At 71.2% G+C, this 16,331-nt stretch carries 13 protein-coding genes; 7 read left to right on the top strand and 6 right to left on the bottom strand.

From position 1 onward, the window contains the following. Positions 1-143 precede the first annotated feature (143 nt). Positions 144-860 (bottom strand): alpha/beta hydrolase, encoded by a 717-nt coding sequence (locus ACX9TP_RS27755; protein ID WP_482982233.1) that lies wholly within the window; start codon positions 858-860, stop codon positions 144-146. A 122-nt stretch (positions 861-982) separates the two neighbouring features. Here ACX9TP_RS27755 and ACX9TP_RS27750 point away from each other — a divergent pair, with 122 nt between their 5' ends. The 4 genes from ACX9TP_RS27750 to ACX9TP_RS27735 are packed head-to-tail and all read left to right on the top strand — an operon-like array spanning position 983 to position 6,010. Continuing rightward, positions 983-2,719 carry a sigma 54-interacting transcriptional regulator gene (locus tag ACX9TP_RS27750; protein ID WP_482973640.1) on the top strand — a complete coding sequence of 579 codons (1,737 nt, stop codon included), beginning with the start codon at positions 983-985 and terminating at the stop codon, positions 2,717-2,719. A 44-nt stretch (positions 2,720-2,763) separates the two neighbouring features. Next, the gene (locus ACX9TP_RS27745; protein ID WP_482973639.1) at positions 2,764-3,309 is read left to right on the top strand and encodes a latent transforming growth factor beta-binding protein; all 546 of its coding nucleotides are present in this window, start codon (positions 2,764-2,766) and stop codon (positions 3,307-3,309) included. A gap of 47 nt (positions 3,310-3,356) precedes the next feature. Continuing rightward, positions 3,357-5,273, top strand: coding sequence for a serine/threonine-protein kinase (locus ACX9TP_RS27740; protein ID WP_482973638.1), 1,917 nt, complete (start codon positions 3,357-3,359; stop codon positions 5,271-5,273). Then, entirely contained in the window at positions 5,270-6,010 is a 741-nt protein-coding gene (locus ACX9TP_RS27735) for a hypothetical protein (RefSeq protein WP_482973637.1), read from the top strand. Before ACX9TP_RS27740 ends, ACX9TP_RS27735 begins: the two co-directional genes overlap by 4 nt. Here the strand turns inward: ACX9TP_RS27735 and ACX9TP_RS27730 are convergent. Together ACX9TP_RS27730 and ACX9TP_RS27725 are read right to left on the bottom strand one after the other, a co-directional pair. Further along, positions 6,001-7,266: a lectin-like protein gene (locus tag ACX9TP_RS27730; protein ID WP_482973636.1), complete on the bottom strand. Its 1,266-nt coding sequence runs from the start codon at positions 7,264-7,266 to the stop codon at positions 6,001-6,003. The two genes, ACX9TP_RS27735 and ACX9TP_RS27730, sit on opposite strands and share 10 nt — an antisense overlap. Before the next feature lie 207 nt (positions 7,267-7,473). Next, on the bottom strand, positions 7,474-8,040 hold the full coding sequence (locus ACX9TP_RS27725; RefSeq protein ID WP_482973635.1) for a GNAT family N-acetyltransferase: 567 nt from the start codon (positions 8,038-8,040) through the stop codon (positions 7,474-7,476). A gap of 60 nt (positions 8,041-8,100) precedes the next feature. Here ACX9TP_RS27725 and ACX9TP_RS27720 point away from each other — a divergent pair, with 60 nt between their 5' ends. The 3 genes from ACX9TP_RS27720 to ACX9TP_RS27710 all read left to right on the top strand — a co-directional run bounded on the left by ACX9TP_RS27720 (position 8,101) and on the right by ACX9TP_RS27710 (position 14,266). Then, positions 8,101-11,130, top strand: a complete 3,030-nt coding sequence (locus ACX9TP_RS27720; RefSeq protein ID WP_482973634.1) for an SNF2-related protein — start codon at positions 8,101-8,103, stop codon at positions 11,128-11,130. 62 nt (positions 11,131-11,192) lie between these two features. Continuing rightward, on the top strand, positions 11,193-13,679 hold the full coding sequence (locus tag ACX9TP_RS27715; protein ID WP_482973633.1) for a putative metal-binding motif-containing protein: 2,487 nt from the start codon (positions 11,193-11,195) through the stop codon (positions 13,677-13,679). A gap of 143 nt (positions 13,680-13,822) precedes the next feature. Beyond that, entirely contained in the window at positions 13,823-14,266 is a 444-nt protein-coding gene (locus ACX9TP_RS27710) for a DoxX family protein (protein ID WP_482973632.1), read from the top strand. A 29-nt stretch (positions 14,267-14,295) separates the two neighbouring features. Here the strand turns inward: ACX9TP_RS27710 and ACX9TP_RS27705 are convergent, their stop codons facing one another. From ACX9TP_RS27705 to ACX9TP_RS27695, 3 genes are all read right to left on the bottom strand, one after another. Further along, entirely contained in the window at positions 14,296-14,586 is a 291-nt protein-coding gene (locus tag ACX9TP_RS27705) for a YciI family protein (protein ID WP_482973631.1), read from the bottom strand. Between the two features lie 167 nt (positions 14,587-14,753). Continuing rightward, positions 14,754-15,206: a MarR family winged helix-turn-helix transcriptional regulator gene (locus tag ACX9TP_RS27700; protein ID WP_482973630.1), complete on the bottom strand. Its 453-nt coding sequence runs from the start codon at positions 15,204-15,206 to the stop codon at positions 14,754-14,756. Between the two features lie 73 nt (positions 15,207-15,279). Continuing rightward, a complete protein-coding gene (locus tag ACX9TP_RS27695; RefSeq protein ID WP_482973629.1) occupies positions 15,280-16,263 on the bottom strand; it encodes an AraC family transcriptional regulator in 984 nt (327 codons plus the stop codon). Positions 16,264-16,331 lie beyond the last annotated feature (68 nt).

The raw sequence follows: 16,331 nt of genomic DNA, 5'->3' as shown, positions 1-16,331 counted from the left end.
CCAGCGGGAAGGTGCGGCGCGACGAGCATACGCCCGCGCCGCGCTCTTCCGCGAGGCGCCCCGGTACCTCATCTGCATCTGCAATCCATGCCGCGCTGTGTCTGGAACCACCCCAGGCGGAGCCGCGGTGCGGGGCGCTGAGGTCACTCCTGCCTGGACTGCGTTGCAGCCGTGCCGCTCAGCTCCTGCCCCAGGAACGCGCGCCAGTCCGCGATGAGCTCCGGCGACACGTCATGGCCGAGGCCCGGGTACGTGCGGAGGTCGACGGGCACGCCTCCCGCCTTCAGGGACTCCACGCGCGCAGCGGTCTTCCGTGTGTCGATGATGGCGTCGGCTTCGCCCTGGAGCACGCGCACGCGGCTCGACCCGGGCAGGGCCTGCGTCGGGTCCCCGAGCAGGCGCGAGCCCATGGGCACGGCGACATCGACCAGCTCCGGGTAGCGGATGGCGAGGAGCCAGGCCAGGTCCCCACCGTACGAGAAGCCCGTCACGCCGACGCGGCGGATTTCGGGATGGGCCCGCCGCACCTCACGGATGAGGTCCGCGACGCGCGCGGCCATCTGCTCCACGTCCGCGAGCTTCGCGGCCTCGTCCTTCTGCTCGTGGCCGGGGGCGAACCAGGTGAAGCCCTCTCTGCGCGGGAGCGGCCCCTGGGGGAGCAGCACGCGCACCGGCGCGCCCCAGTCCTTCACGTACTCGTTCCAGAACGCGGGCGTGCCCCCGGAGTAGTGCAGGGCGACGAGCAGCGCCGCGGGCCGCTCCCCACCCAGCGTGTACGTCTCGTGGACGAGCTGCTGCGACGTGTCCGCCGCCGTGGCCCCCGCCCGAGGGCCCGCGCACGCCATCAACAGCGCCATCATCACGAGGGGAGCAGCAAGGCCGAAGCGCTTCAGGGTGGAACCTCCTGGCGGGAATGAGGCCCGGAGGATACGCGCAGCCCGGCTTGGGCGCTGAAGCCAGTCATGCTTTGACTACGTGCCGCATGCCATTTCTGCTGACCCTGCCGGATGGCCGCCACGTCGCGCTGGAGAAGCCCGTGGTGTCCGTGGGCTCGGACCCCGCCTGTGACGTCGTCCTCCTGGAGGCCGGGCTGAAGCCCAGCCACGCCTTGCTCTTCCGCGACGAGCGCGGCTGGACGGTGTCCGCCGCCACCAAGGGCTGTGACGTGCGCGTGCGCGGCAAGCGCGTGGACGTGTCCCCGTTGTCCCCGGGGGACACCTTCGTCCTGGGACGGGCCACGCTCACCCTGGGCCACTCCGAAGAAGCCCCGGCGGTGACTCGCTCCGCGTCCGAGCCGGCCCCGGATGGCCAGCTCCGGGCCGTGCTGACGGGCTTCGCCTCGCGGCTCCTCGTTCAGCGTCCCGCCCCGGAGCTGCTGGAGGTGACGATGCGGGGGCTCGCGGAGGTGACGGGCGCCGACGTGGGCTTCCTCGTGTCGGTGGAAGGAGAGCGGCGCCACGTGCTGTGCGCCACCGGCCCGGTGCCGGAGGCCGCGGTGGTGGACAGCCTGGTGAACCAGGTGGTGGCCTCGGGTACGCCCGTGCTCGTGCCGGATGTGGCTGCGGACGCGGCGCTCGCCGGTGCGCCCAGCGTCGTGGCCCTGCGCCTCACCTCCGCGCTGGTGTTGCCGCTGCGCGTGGGCTCGGCGCCTCTGCGCGCCGTGTACCTGGGCCGGCGCCTGGGGCGCACGCCGTTCACCGCCGTGCACCTGGAAGAGGCGATGGCCCTCTCCTCGCTGGCCGCGCTGCTGCTGGCCACCTCTCACGAGCTGACCGAGCTGCGCACGCGCGTGGACAACCTCACGCAGCGCATCTCCGCGGCCACCTTCGAGGGGCTCATCGGTGAGTCGCCCGCCATGCGCGCGCTCTACCGCCACGTGGAGCGCCTGGGGCCCACGTCCCTCCACGTCCTCATCCAGGGTGAGACGGGCACGGGCAAGGAGGAGGTGGCTCGGGCCCTCCACCGTCGCAGCGGGCGGCGCGGGCGGCTGGTCGCCATCAACTGCGCGGCGCTGCCCGAGTCCCTCATCGAGCGCGAGCTGTTCGGCCATGCGCGCGGCGCCTTCTCGGGCGCGGGGGCGGACCGGGCGGGGCTGGTGGAGGCGGCGGACGGCGGCACGCTCTTCCTCGATGAAATCGGCGACATGCCCTTCGTCCTCCAGTCCCGGCTGCTGCGCGTCGTCCAGGAGCGCGAGGTGACGCGCCTGGGCGAGAGCCGTCCGCGCAAGGTCGACATGCGCGTCATCTCCGCCACGCACCAGCCCCTCAAGGAGCGCGTCGCGCAAGGCACCTTCCGCGAGGACCTGCTCTACCGGCTGGACGAGGTGCGCGTCGAGGTACCGCCCCTGCGCGAGCGCGGCGACGACGTGCTCCTCATCGCCCACCACGTGCTCAAGCAGGAGGGCCGGCGCGCGAAGGGCTTCACGCAGAAGGCCACCGAGGCCCTGCGGGGTCATCCCTTCCCGGGCAACGTGCGCGAGCTGGTGTCCCGCGTGCGGCGCGCGGCCATCCTCGCGCCGGGGGAGCTCATCGGCGTCGAGGACCTGGAGCTGGAAGCGGACCCGACGCCCCTGCTGCCGCTGGACGAGGCCCGCGAGGCCTTCGTGCAGCGCTACGTGCGCGAGGCCATCGCTCGCAATGGCGGCAGCAAGAAGGAGGCGGCGAAGGCGCTCGGCATCGGTCTGCGTTCGGTGTTCCGCTACCTGGGCGAGGAGGAGTGACGGACTGGCCTTGTGACCCTCACCCGAAGTACTCCTGGCCCCGCATGCGTCCCCCCGTCCCATGGTTCCTCGTGCCGCTCGCGCTGCTGGTGGTGCTCGGCTGCCCGCTCGACATCCAGGTTCGGCCCGACGAGACGGCGGACGCGGGCTGCCAGGGGGAGGACTGCGAGACGCCGTGCGTCGCGGACTCCGAGTGTCCCGACTCGCACCGCTGCGACGGCTTCGAGGAGCACTGTGTGCCGGGGCCTCGGCTCACGGAGGCGTGCACGAGCTTCGGCTCGTGCCAGGGGTTCGCTACCTGCCAGGACGGCCGGTGCGAGCTGCGCTGCGCCTATTATGACTGCCCGCCAGGCTACCAGTGTGGTCCGGACAAGGTCTGTGTCGAGACGTGCACCGCGGGCCCGCCGGAGACCCTGGGCGCCTTCTGTGACTCCTCCCTCGACTGCAACCGCTGCGGCTTCTGCGTGAGTGCCGGAGGCTCGAAGCGGTGCCACCAGCCGTGCAGCTCCGACCGGGACTGCCCTGGTGGCGTGACGGGCTCCTGCCTGCCCGTGCCAGGAGGCAGCCTGTACGTCTGCCGCCTGCCCTGAGCGGAGTCATTGCCCACCCCGGACGGCCTCTCTAGGATGCGCCCGCGATGAGCGACGAAGTGCTGGCGGGCCGCTACCAGTTGGAACAGGAACTGGGGCGAGGAGGAATGGCCACGGTCTTCCTGGCCATGGACCTCCGCCTGTCGCGCCGGGTGGCGGTGAAGGTGATGCACCCGAGCGAGGACACCCGCCGCACCGAGCGCTTCCGCCGTGAGGCCGAGCTGGCGGCCTCGCTCAAGCACCCCAACGTGCTGGAGGTCCACGACTTCGGCGAGGACGCGGTGCGCGGCCCGTTCCTCGTGTGTGAGTGGGTCCAGGGCGAGAGCCTGCGCGAGCTGGCGCGGCGACTCGCGCCCGTGCCGCCCGAGGTGGCGGCGGTGCTGGGCTGGGAGCTGGCCCGGGCGCTGGAGGCCGCGCACTCGCGCGGCGTGGTGCACCGCGACGTGAAGCCGGAGAACGTGCTGGTGTCGAAGGGTGGCCCGCTGAAGCTCGCGGACTTCGGCATCGCCGCGCTGGCCGACCAGGAGCGGCTGACGAGCACCGGCGCCATCACCGGCTCGCTGGCGTACATGGCGCCCGAGCGCATCGACACCGGAGCCTGGTCCCCAGCGACGGACGTCTACGCGGTGGGCGTCATCCTCTTCGAGCTGTGCACCGGCACGACGCCGCACGCGGGGCAGGGGAGTGCGCACCTCGCCGTCTCGGTGATGACCCGGGACGCGCCGCCCTTGTGCGAGGTCGCCCCGGGGGCACCGGCGCCCCTGGGTGCGCTGGTGGACCGGTGTCTTGCCCGCGACTCTCGCGCGCGGCCCGTGGATGGCGCGGAGCTGGCCGCGTGCCTGGAGGCCGTGGTGCAGCAGCTCGTGGGGCCTCCCTCCGAGGCCTCGCGACGGTTCTTCCATGGGCCGGAGGCGTATGCCGCCGGCTGGCGGGAAGCCCGGTTCCAGCGGCTGCTGCACGAGGGGCGCACGCTGCTTTCCGCGGGCGAGGGAGCGAGGGCCGCTCGGCTGCTCAACGAGGCCCTGACGCTCAAGCCGGGTTCCTCCGAGGTGCTGGCGCTCCTGCGCGCCCGCCCGAAGAAGGGACGCGCGAAGGTGCTCGGCGGGAGCGCCCTGCTGATGGGCCTCCTGGGTGCCCTCGCGCTCTGGGGATGGCGCTCGCGGGAGGACGCCCCGTCCGAGGTGGCGGCGGAAACCCCCTTCGTGCAGCCGCCCGCGGAGGCCGGGCAGCAGGACCCACCAGCCGAGTCGATGCTCCAGGACGCACGCCCCGATTCGCTGGAGCCCGCTCCGCCCGAGCCCCCGTCCTTCCCTCCGATTGCCGCGCGCGCCAGTCGAACGGAGACCATGAGCGGAGGAGTTCCCCGACGCGGGGCCACCGCCTCGCCCGCGGGAGTGAAGCGCACCCCGCCGCGTTCCGACCGGAGCCCGCCCGCGTCCTCCGGCTCCGAAGCCATGGCGCCCGAGCCCCCGACATCCGAGGCCCCGGGCCCCGCGACGCAAACCTCCCCGTCCACCGGGACACCGCCGTCCGGGGCGCGGGGGTATGCCACGCTGAGCGTGGTGACCCGCCCGTGGGCCGAGGTGTTCGTGGACGGGCAGAGTCGCGGCTACACGCCGCGCGTGCGCGAGGTGCGCCTGACGCCCGGCACGCACCGGCTTCGCTTCGACAACCCGCTGTGTGACGTGCTGGAGGAGGACGTCCACGTCACCGCGGGACAGACGGTGACGCGCGAGCTCGTCCTCCAGGTGCGCAAGGCCGAGGTGGTCATCTTCGCCCCCGAGGGCGCACGCGTCTTCGTCGACGGGACGGAGGTGGGCGTGGCCCCGCTGCGAGAGCCCGTGAAGCTCACGCATGGCAGTCATGTCTTCTCGGCCCGAGGGGCCGCGGGCGAGGTCATCCGAAAGGACTTCGACGTGGTCGCCGGTGAGCGGACGGAGGTGGACCTGGGGTGGGGCCCGTGACGGGCCTCCTCCTGGCGCTGGTGCTGGCGGCGTCCCCCTCGCTGGAGCCCGCTCGGGAGGCGTACCAGTCCGGGGAGCTGCCACGTGCACGCAGCCTGCTCGAAGCGCTGCTCCAGCCCCTCCAGTTGACGGACGCCGCCGAGGAGGCCGAGGCCCGGCTGCTGCTGGCCGCCACGTACCACGCGCAGGAGGACACGGAGCGCGCCGAGCCCGAGGTGGTGCGGGGCCTCGCCGTGAATCCGGACGCGAAGCTGGACCCGCTGGTGTACCCGCCGGACTTCATCGCCTACGTCGAGCGCGTGCACGTTCGCCACCAGCAGCGCATCTCCGAGCTGTCCGCGCAGCGCAGCGCCCCCGCCGTGGCGCCCTGGCATTCCACGGTGCCGCAACCCTCCCCGGTGCAGGTCGCACGCATCGCGGACCGGCCCGTGTCGCGAGGGTGGTACCTGGTGCCCTTCGGCGTGGGCCACTTCAAGCATGGCCAACGCACGAAGGGCACCGTCCTGGCGGTGACGCAGGGAGGAGCCTTCGCGCTCTCCGCCGCCTCGCTGGGCGCGGCGCTGGCGCTGCGCGGCCCCGACGGGCTGTACAGCGCCGATGACGCGCGCGCGGCCCGAGGCTTCAACGTCGCCTACCTCGTGGGGGCGTATACCTTCGCGGCGCTCTACGCGTACGGCGTCCTGGACGGGTGGCTCGCCACGCCGGAGCCGCTCGCGCCGCGAGGCCCTCAGGGCTGAGTCGGCGGCGCGGGGATGACGGTGAAGACCATCTGCCCGCCGCACGAGGTGTTCTCGAAGCAGCCGGCCCGCATCACGTAATGCCCGGTGCCGCAGGCCGGCACCCGGTAGCGGAGCTTCGAGCCCGAGCCCTTGCAGGCGTCGTCATTGGCGGCCACCTCCAGCCCATCCGGTCCCAGCAGGCGCAGGTAGGTGTCATTCGTCGCGACCGCCGTCGGCAGCCCGCAGGTGCCCATCTCCAGAATCTGTCCGGCCTGGAGGTAGATGGCCGTGTCCTTCGTCGCCAGGTTCGCGGAGTCCGTGCCCGTCGCGGTGTAGACGACGTACTTGTGGGTGGGGGGCAGGCTGGGGCGCTCGCAGATGTACGGGAAGTACTCGTTGCAGGGGATGTCGTTCCAGCCGCCTCCTGGGATGGAGCCGACGGGCGGCACGTTGTTGACGGCGCACTGCTCGATGCCGCCGGAGTTGTTGGGCTCGTACTGGCGCCAGTTGAGGTAGCCGCTCGGCGTGCCGTCCGCCCACGTCCAGGTGCCCGGCTGCGAGAGGTTGTTGTAGCCGATGAACGACGCGCGCCCGGCGGGCACCTGCTGCTTCAGCCAGGTGTCTTCCGCGCTGTCATCGATGGTCACCAGGTCGAAGCCCCGGCTCGTGCAGTCGTTGCGCGCCTGGGTCCAGGGCTTGCGCGTCCCGTGGAACGAGTAGTCGTGCCCGTTGAACTGCGCGTAGACCGGCTGGAGGCTCTCGCACACGAACGTCCGGGAGATGGAGCAGGGCGCGTCGTGCCACCCGCCCAGCGCATTGAGGAACAGCCCGCAGTCCTCCGTGGCCTGGCCGTTGTTCGGCTCCCCTGGATTCCAGTGGACGTAGGCGGACGGGTCTTCAGACCAGACCCAGGTGCCCTCGAGGTCGCGGTCGCTGATGCCGAGCCACCACTCCGTGGACGCCGTGGCCATCTGCCCCTTCAACCACTGCTCCTCCGCCGCGTCGTTGAGCGTCACCATGGCGTAGCCCATGTCGGCGCAGGCCTTCCGGGCATCGGTCCACGTCGCGGGCGACGTGGAGATGAAATACGCGTGGCCGCCGTAGTAGCTCAGCCCCTGCCGCGCCGTGCCCGAGGACTCCGGGCTGCCCGCCATCGACTCGGCGGCACCCAGGCTCTCGGTGCCGCAGCCGTACAGGGTGGCCACGCTCAACACCAGGGCGAAGCCCGACTTCACCCGTGAACCGCCGACCGCGCTGTTTCGCTCTCTGCTCATCGTCTTGTCTCCTGGGGTGGGTTCGACATTCGCGGACCGCTGCGAATGACCAACCCCAGGGCAAGGGCGGTGCCAGGAGCCTTCACGGGCCCGAAGCCACGCGATTCCGCGCGGTTGGGCCCGCGCCAGCGTCACGTCGCACAGCTCCCCGGAGGGAAACGTGCCAGGGCTGGCACGCGCGGGACGCCTCCACAGGGGACAGCCGTGTCAGTCCGCCTGCCGCCACTCGCCTTCGAGCAGCGAGAGGATGACGCTGTCACTGAAGCCGTCTCCCTCGACGAAGCTCTCGCGCAGCAGGCCCTCGCGCTGGAAGCCGGAGCGGGTGAGCACCCGCAGCGAGGCGGCGTTGCGCGGGTCCACCCGGGCCTCGACGCGGTGGAGCCGCATCTCCTCGAAGCCGAAGCGCAGGAGGGTGGGCATCACCTCCTTCATCACGCCCCGGCCCCACTGGTCGAAACGGAGCACGTAGCCCACCTCGGCGTGCCGGTCCGCCTGGCTCCAGTGGAAGAGCCCCGCGGAGCCGATGGGGGTGTCGTCGCCGCGCTCGCACAGCAGCCAGCGGAAGCCCTCGCCACGGGCCGCGGTCTCCAGGTCGCGCGCCAGCTTCTGCTGGGTCTTCTCGATGCCATCGCTCGCGGAGAACCCGATGTACCGCGACGTCTCCGGATGGCCGTAGATGCTGGCGAGCGCCGCGGCATCCTCCAGCCGGGGCTTGCGCAGCCGCAGCCGCTCGGTGGCCAGCTCCGGGTAGGTGTCGAAGTAGTGGGTCTGCATGGCGCGCACTCTATCCCGGGTTGCGCGGGGCCCGACGTGGGGATAGGGAAGGGGCCTCGTATGTCTGTGACCGCGGAGCTGCTCGAAGCCGTCCGGGAGGAAGCGCGCCCGGACACCTGGTCCGCCGGCATGGGGCTCGCTCGCGCGGGCGCCGTCTCGGTGCAGTCCGTCGGAGAAGAAGAGGCCGTGCTGCGCGTGCGCGTCGCCGGCCGGCCGGCGCCCCTGACCACGGTGCTCTACCCGGAGGACGACGTCTGGGAGTGTGACTGCCGCGGCAAGGTGGACCCCTGCGAGCACGTCGTCGCGGCGGCCATCGTCCTCCATCAGTCCGTGACTCAACGCGCGCCCCTGCAGCGTGCCGCGGCTCGGCCCACGGCGAACCGGCTCGCCCCCTCGCGGCCGCAGGCGGCGCAGGCGGCGGCCCCGCGCCCCGGTGCGGCGTCGAAGCCGGAGCGCATGGTGTACCGCTTCAAGCGGGAGAACGGCGGGCTCCAGCTCGAGCGACTGCTGGTGCGTCCGGACAACACCGCGCGGCTGCTCGCGCGCAGCCTGGCGTCCGTGGTGGCGAACCCGGTGGAGGCAGCGCGAATCCAGGTGGAGCCGTGGGACGTGCTCGCGGACAAGCTGCTGCTGAAGCCGACGAAGGGCGCGCTTCCGCCCGAGCGGCTCGACGCGCTCCTGCGCGTGCTGGAGCCCGCGCGCACCATCATCTTCGAAGGCACGCTGGTGTCCGTCGCCCGCGAGCCGCTCCTGCCGCGCGTCACCGTGGAGGACCGCGGCGAGCAGACGGTGCTCAAGGTGGAGAAGGACCCGCGCGTCACCGAGGTGGTCAGTCCCGGCGTGGCGCTGTGCGGGGACATCCTCTGCAAGCTGGGGGAGCAGGCCCTCACCGGCGCGTGGCTGGAGAAGCTGCCCCAGGAGCGCGTCTTCTCTCCCGAGCAGATGGGGGACCTCACCGGGAAGGTGCTGCCGGACTTCGCGCGCCGCATGCCGGTGGACGTGAAGAGCCAGCGGCTGCCGCCCATCGACCGCACGCTGAAGCCGCGCATCTCCCTGGAGCTGAACCAGCTCGACTCCGGCCTCTCGGTGCTGCCCACGCTGGTGTATGGCTCGCCGCCCGCGGTGCGCATCGACAACGGGCGCATGGTGTACCTGGACGGCGCGGTGCCCGTGCGCGACGAGGCCGCGGAGCAGAAGCTCGTCCACGGCCTGCGCGACGAGCTGAACATGGTGCCCGGCCGCCGCGTGACGGTGCAGGGCAAGGAAGCGGTGCAGCTCGCCGACAGGCTGCGGCGCTGGCGCGGCGGCCTCACCGGAGACGCGGCGCGCGTGGTGAGCCCCAACGTGAAGCTGCGCCCCACGCTGTCGGTGGACGCGGGCGCCACCGAGGCCGGCGTGCCGCGCGTGGGCTTCTCGTTCGACTTCCAGGTGGAGGGCGCGGAGCCGGGCGCGCCGCGGACGGTGGACGCGGGCGCGGTGATGCGCGCGTGGGAGGAGGGCCTGGGGCTGGTGCCGCTGGAGGGCGGCGGCTGGGCGCCACTGCCGGGCACGTGGCTGAAGGAGCACGGGCAGCGCGTGGCGGACCTGCTGGCCGCGCGCGGCTCGGACGGGCGGCTCGCCAACCACGCCATTCCCCAGCTCACCGGCCTGTGTGAAGCGCTGGAGCACCCGTCGCCGCCCGGGCTGGAGCGGCTGGCGCCCCTGGTGCAGGGCTTCGAGAAGCTGCCCGACGTGCAGCTCCCGAAGGACCTCACCGCCACGCTGCGCCCCTACCAGCTCCAGGGCGTCAGCTGGCTCACCTTCCTGCGGCAGGCGGGCCTGGGCGGCGTGCTCGCGGACGACATGGGCCTGGGCAAGACGCTGCAGACCATCTGCACGCTGGGCCCGGGCACGCTGGTGGTGGCCCCCACGAGCGTGCTCCCCAACTGGGAGGCGGAGGTGAAGCGCTTCCGTCCCTCGCTGAAGGTCTCCGTCTACCACGGCCCCGGCCGCGCCCTGGACGAGGCGGCCGACGTCACGCTCACCACCTACGCGCTGCTGCGCCTGGACGCGGAGGTGCTTGGTGCGAAGACGTGGGACACGGTGGTGCTGGATGAGGCCCAGGCCATCAAGAACCCGGACAGCCAGGTGGCTCGCGCCGCGTACGCCCTGCAGGCGCAGTTCCGCGTGGCCCTGAGCGGCACGCCCATCGAGAACCGGCTCGAGGAGCTGTGGAGCCTGATGCACTTCACCAACCAGGGGCTGCTGGGCGGACGCAAGCAGTTCGACGAGCGCTGGGCCCGCCCCGTGGCGGACAACCAGAAGGGCGCCGCCGAGAAGCTCCGCGCTCGCATCCGGCCCTTCGTGTTGCGCAGGCTCAAGCGGGACGTGGCCCCCGAGCTGCCGCCGCGCACCGAGTCCGTGCGCCACGTCACCCTCAACGAGCGTGAGCGCGCCGTCTATGACGCCGTGTACGCCGCCACGCGCGAGGAGGTGGTGTCGCAGCTGGAGGCGGGCGGCAACGTGCTGAAGGCGCTGGAGGCGCTCTTGCGGCTGCGGCAGGCGGCCTGCCACCCGGCGCTGGTGCCAGGCCAGCAGGCGAAGTCGTCCTCCAAGGTGGAGGCGCTGCTGGAGGCGCTCGGCACGGCGGCGGAGGAGGGCCACAAGGCGCTCGTCTTCTCGCAGTGGACGTCCATGCTGGACCTCATCGAGCCCGCCCTGCGCGAGGCGGGCATCGGCTTCATCCGGCTGGACGGGAGCACGTCCAACCGGGGCGCGGTGGCCGCTTCGTTCCAGGACCCGAAGGGCCCGCCGGTGATGCTCATCTCCCTCAAGGCGGGCGCCACGGGGCTCAACCTCACGGCGGCGGACCACGTCTTCCTCGTGGACCCGTGGTGGAATCCTTCCGTGGAGGCGCAGGCGGCCGACCGGGCGCACCGTATCGGCCAGCAGCGGCCGGTGATGGTGTACCGCCTGGTGTCCCGGGGGACGGTGGAGGAGAAAATCCTCACCCTCCAGGAAAAGAAGCGAGCGCTCTTCGAGTCCGCCCTCGGCGGCGCCGACGGGGCCGCGGCCATCACCCGGGCGGACCTGATGCAGCTGCTCGACTGACGCGGTTTCTGGCACTCCAGAACGAGCGAGCGGGGGCCGGAACCGGGTAGGATGCCCGACCCATGCGCCGCCTTCTTTTTCCATTGTGGCCCCTTCTGCTCCTTGCCGCCTGCAAGGAGAAACTCCCAGACGCGCAGCAGGCCGCCGTGAAGCTGGAGGTCTCCTTCGACTTCAACGCTGGCTGCATCGCCGTGCAGGCCGTCGACAAGGACGATCCGGGGCACACGAGTCGCGGGACGGCGCCAGTCCTGAACCGTGATTCGCGGAGGGCGGTTATCAGCGTCTACCGGAAGGACGACTGGGGCCGGACGCTGGAGCTCATCACCACGGCTCACGAGCAGACGTGTGAAGGGCCCGAGGTGGCGCGCGACTCGCGGCCCGTGACGCTGGACACGGCGGGCGTGAAGGATGTGTCCATCTCGTTGCACGCGGAGGATGTCGACGGTGACGGGTACATGCCCACGGCCGGAGGGGGCACCGACTGCGATGACACCAACGCCACAATCTCGCAGCGCACCTTCTACCGGGACGGGGATGGGGACGGCTACGGCGACGACAACGACACGAAGACGGGCTGCGTCGCACCCACCCAGTATGTGGCCCGGGGCGGTGACTGCGCCGATGGAAACCCCGAGCGGGCGCCGAGCAGGACAGAACTGTGCGATGGCGTGGACAACGACTGTGTCGGCGGCATCGACAACGGCCTGACCCTGGGCAGCTATTACCTGGACGGGGACCAGGACGGCGTGGGGGGAGGGCCGGTGGTGATGGCCTGTGTCGCGCCGGCCAACCACGTGGCTTCCGGCAATGACTGCGACGACAACGACAACCAGCGCAAGCCCGGGTTGGCGGAGACCTGCGACGACAAGGACAACGACTGCGACAACCTGGTGGATGACGGGCTGCCGGTGAGCACGTACTTCCGGGACGGGGATGGCGACGGCTTCGGCACGGCGTCGGACTCACGGCAGAAGTGCAGGGCACCGGACGGCTACGTGGCCACCAGCACCGACTGCAATGACGCCGCGATGGCCGTGAACCCCAACGCGCAGGAAGTGTGCAACGAGATCGACGACAACTGCGTCGGCGGCCCGGACGAGACCTTCAACAAGACGTGGTACCGGGACGTGGACGGAGACACCTTCGGGCGCCAGAGCGACATGCAGACCGGGTGCGACAGGCCCGCGGGTTATGTGGCGCCGACCGCGACCTTCGACTGCAACGATGACAACATCGCGGTGAAGCCCGGGGCCACGGAGCTGTGCAACGACGTCGACGACAACTGCGTGGATGGTGTGGATGAGCCCTTTACGAGCGGGACGACACGGAAGGGCAACGCCTGCGGCAGCCCCTGCTCGGGCATCTACGTGTGCAACGTGGGGCAGACCGCCACCACCTGCAACGCGCCCACGCCGACAAACTATTACACGGATGCGGACGGTGACGGGGACGGCAACCTCTCCCTCGCCGCCCAGGTCGTCTGCCCCGGTCAGCCCATTCCGGCCAACAGTGTGGCGGATCTGCACTCGGACTGTGACGACGTGGACAAGCACAACAAGGGCACCGGCACCGAGGTGTGCGACCAGCGTGACAATGACTGCGACAGCGCGACCGACGAAAACAACGTGTGCATGGGCGCGGGTTGGAAACTGCTGACGGACCCGGCGACCACCAGTCGCGACTGGAATACGGTGGCCATCAGCAAGGCCAGCACCACCGGCTACCCGGTGTGGATTGCCGGCGCGGGAGGCGCGCTGGCCCGCCGCGATAGCGCGAGCGGCACGTTCACGAGCTTCGACGGCGCGTGTGGCACCACCACCTGGAACGCAGCCTGGGTGAGCAGCGATGGAAGCGTGTTCCTCGCGGGCAATGGGGGGCGGGTGGCGCAGCACGACGGCACCACGTGCGCCCAGCAACACCCGCTGGCAGGCGGCGGCAACGCCACGGGCATCATCGGCTTCGACGCCACCCTGCCACTCCTGCCATCCCTCTACGTGGTGGACGACACTGGCCGCCTGCACGTCTGGATGTCAGGCACTGCGCCTACGGAAGTGGATGACAATGCACCAGTCTACCGAGACATCCACGGGCTTGACGCATCGCGCATGTTCATCGCGACCCAGGAGCCGACTGGACAAAGACGCCCTGTCATCGACACCTATACTGGTGGAACGGATACCAGCAACGGAGTCGTGCCGGGGCCGACCGACTCCAGCCTCCAGAGCGTCTGGATGATGTCGTCGGTGCTCGCATACGCGGTGGGAGACAACTCCAACATCGTGAGATGGAATGGCTCGGCCTGGCAGTCCATGCCTCCCCCTCCGGTGGCGGCCCAGTTTACGAGCGTCTGCGCGCCGGACCGCACGACGGTCTACGCTACGGACGCAGCAGGCGTCATTCGCCGCTTCACGGGGACGATCTGGCTGCCGTCGCTGTACATCTCGGCGCCTGCGGGTGTGATCAAGGACATCGCGAGCGTCGCCCCGACCAGCATCTGGGCCGTGGGCCCGGGTGGACGCGTCGTCCACTTCCCGGAGCCGCTGCCGTAGCGCTCCCCAGAAGTCCCTGTGATTCCGGGTGGTTGGAGAGGTCTCCGGGAAAATCGACCCCCGTGTCGATCTCCCGGAGCCTCATTCGTCGTCTCGATGAAACCAGGAACCCGAATCCCAGCGAAACCGAAGGGGAGCCCCCCATGACGACGGACACGACGCTCAGCGCGGATGCAGTGGCAGGCCAGACCTCGAAGTCCTTCACCCGGCACCTGCCGACGGTGGGGAGGGTGCTCCTCGGCATCCTCCTCTTCATCCCCGGGCTGAACGGCTTCCTGAACTTCCTGCCGCCGCCCCCGACGGCCCTTCCCGAGTTCGCCGAGGCGCTCATGAAGACGGGCTACATGTTCCCGCTCATCAAGGGCACCGAGGTCCTCGTGGGCGTGCTGCTGCTGACCAACCGCTTCGTGCCGCTCGCGCTGGCCCTGGCCGCGCCGGTGGTCGTCAACATCGTCGCCTTCCACGCCTTCCTGGCGCCGGAGGGAATGGTCATCCCCATCGTCCTCCTGGCCTTGAACCTCTCCCTGGCCTGGTCGTACCGGAAGCTGTACCGCCCCATGCTCGCCCTGCGCGCGAAGCCCGGGTAGGCCTCGCGACGCATCGGTCGGACTGCTCCCTAGTTCTTCGCGTCCGCGAAGCACGGGCCCAGCTCGCGCACCTCGACGGTGGCCCATTCTGCAGCGGGGCACTCGTGGGCAATCGCGAGTGCCTCCTCCCGCGTCTTGCAGTCGAGCAGGAAGATGCCGCCGACCATCTCCTTGGCCTCGGCGAACGGGCCATCATTCACGAAGCGCTTGCCGCTGCGAACCCCGATGCGCACCGCGGAGTCGTCCGAGCGGAGCGACTCGCCCGCCTTGAGGAGGCCGCGGGACGCCAGGTCCTGGCTGAAGCGGACCATCCGGTCCATGGCGTGCTGCGCCTCCTCCTGCGTCCTGCCCTGCCTCTGTCCCCGTGGCTCCAGGATCATCAACGCAAACCCCATTGCGCGCTCCTTTCAAAGGGGGCGGATCCTACCTCGCCGGTCTGACGAAACCTCGGAGTTCCGCAGGTCCGGCCCCCGAGGCACCCGGGCGCTCAGGCCTCCCCAGCGCCCTGGGCCAGCAGTCGGGAGAGCAGGGCGGACAACACCTCCAGCTCCGAGGGCTTCAGCCGGGAGAGCTCCTCGGGAGGGGCGTACAGCCCTTCCAACAATTGACGCTTCAGGCGCACGCCCTTCGCGGTGAGGACGACGGAGCGGACCCTGCGGTCCTCCGGCCTGGGCCGCCGCTCCACCAGCCCGCGCGCCTCGAGTCGGTCCACGATGAAGGTCGCGTTGGAGGCGTCGCAGTCCCAGGCCTCCGCGAGCGAGCGCATCGTGCGCCCCGTGGTCGCCTCCAGGCCGCTCAGCCCGCGTGCATCATTGGGGGTGAGCCCGAGCCGGCTCAGGAGGCGGTCCCGCCGCGGTCCCGTGCGCATGAAGAAGTCGAAGAACAGGCGCCAGGCCTGGGCCTCCAGCTTCACCTGCTCTCCATCCCCCGAACGTGGCATGGGCGCTGTCTCGCAAGTTCCCGGGGAGAGCGCCAGCGACATGTTTCTCGATGACAACCATGGTTGAAGTACTTCAAGCAGATGCCGGAGCCACGGGCCGGATGGCGACCGCGGGGTTGCGTCTCACCGCGCCCGGGGACACGCCGATGAAGCGCTTGAACGCACGGCTGAACGCGGCCTCGGACTGGTAGCCGAGACGGCTCGCGAGCTCACCGAGCCCGGCCCTGTCCTCCCTGAGCCACGTCACCGCCACGTGCATCCGCCAGCGGGCGACGTAGTGCATCGCGGGCTCACCGACGAGCTCGGTGAAGCGCGCCGCGAAGGCCGAGCGCGACATCGCCACCTCCTTCGCGAGCGAGGCCAGCGTCCACGCGCGCGCCGGCTCCCTGTGGATGAGCATGAGGACCCGGCCCAGCTGCGGGTCCTGGAGCGCGCCAAGCCACCCCTTCCGCGCGGCGGGGTCCTGCTGAATCCACGAGCGGATGGCCTGGACGATGAGGATGTCCGCGAGCCGGGTGATGACGGCCTCCACGCCCGGGCGCAGGGCCTTCGCCTCGGCCGCCATCAGCCGCAGCGTGCTCTCCATCCAGTCCACGTGGGGCGAGCTCGCGGCGTCCAGGTGAATCACCCGGGGCAGGAGCCGGACCACCGCGTGGGCCGCGGGATGCTCGAAGCGGACGGCGCCACAGATGAGCGCGCTCGGCGTGCCACCGCCGCCATGGCGGAGGACGGAGTAGCGCTCGCTGACCTGCTGCTGCGGCAGCTCATGGGCCAGGGGCGTGGGGACGCGGGGCCCGGTCCAGAGGCGATGCCCCTCGCCGTGTGTCACGAGCGCGAGGTCCCCCGGCCGCAGCCCGACGGGCGCGGCGCCCTCGACTTCGAGTGAGCACGCGCCGGAGGTGATGACGTGGAACCACATGCACCCGGGCATGGGCGGCAGCGCGAGGCCCCAGGGCGCGGTGAGCTCCGACTGGCAGTAGAAGCTGCCCGTCATGCGCAGGAAGTGCAGCGCCTCGCCGAGCGGGTCCACGGGGGCCCAGAGCTGCTTGTCCACCATGGGCGGAGCATGCCCCTGGCGGGACGAGAGCGTCCAGCGCCCCGCCTGGACGAACGAGCATGAAACCG

The organism is Pyxidicoccus sp. M15 (assembly GCF_056858435.1).
Note: the sequence above shows the minus strand (reverse complement) of the source record. Positions and strands in the feature narration are given on the sequence as shown.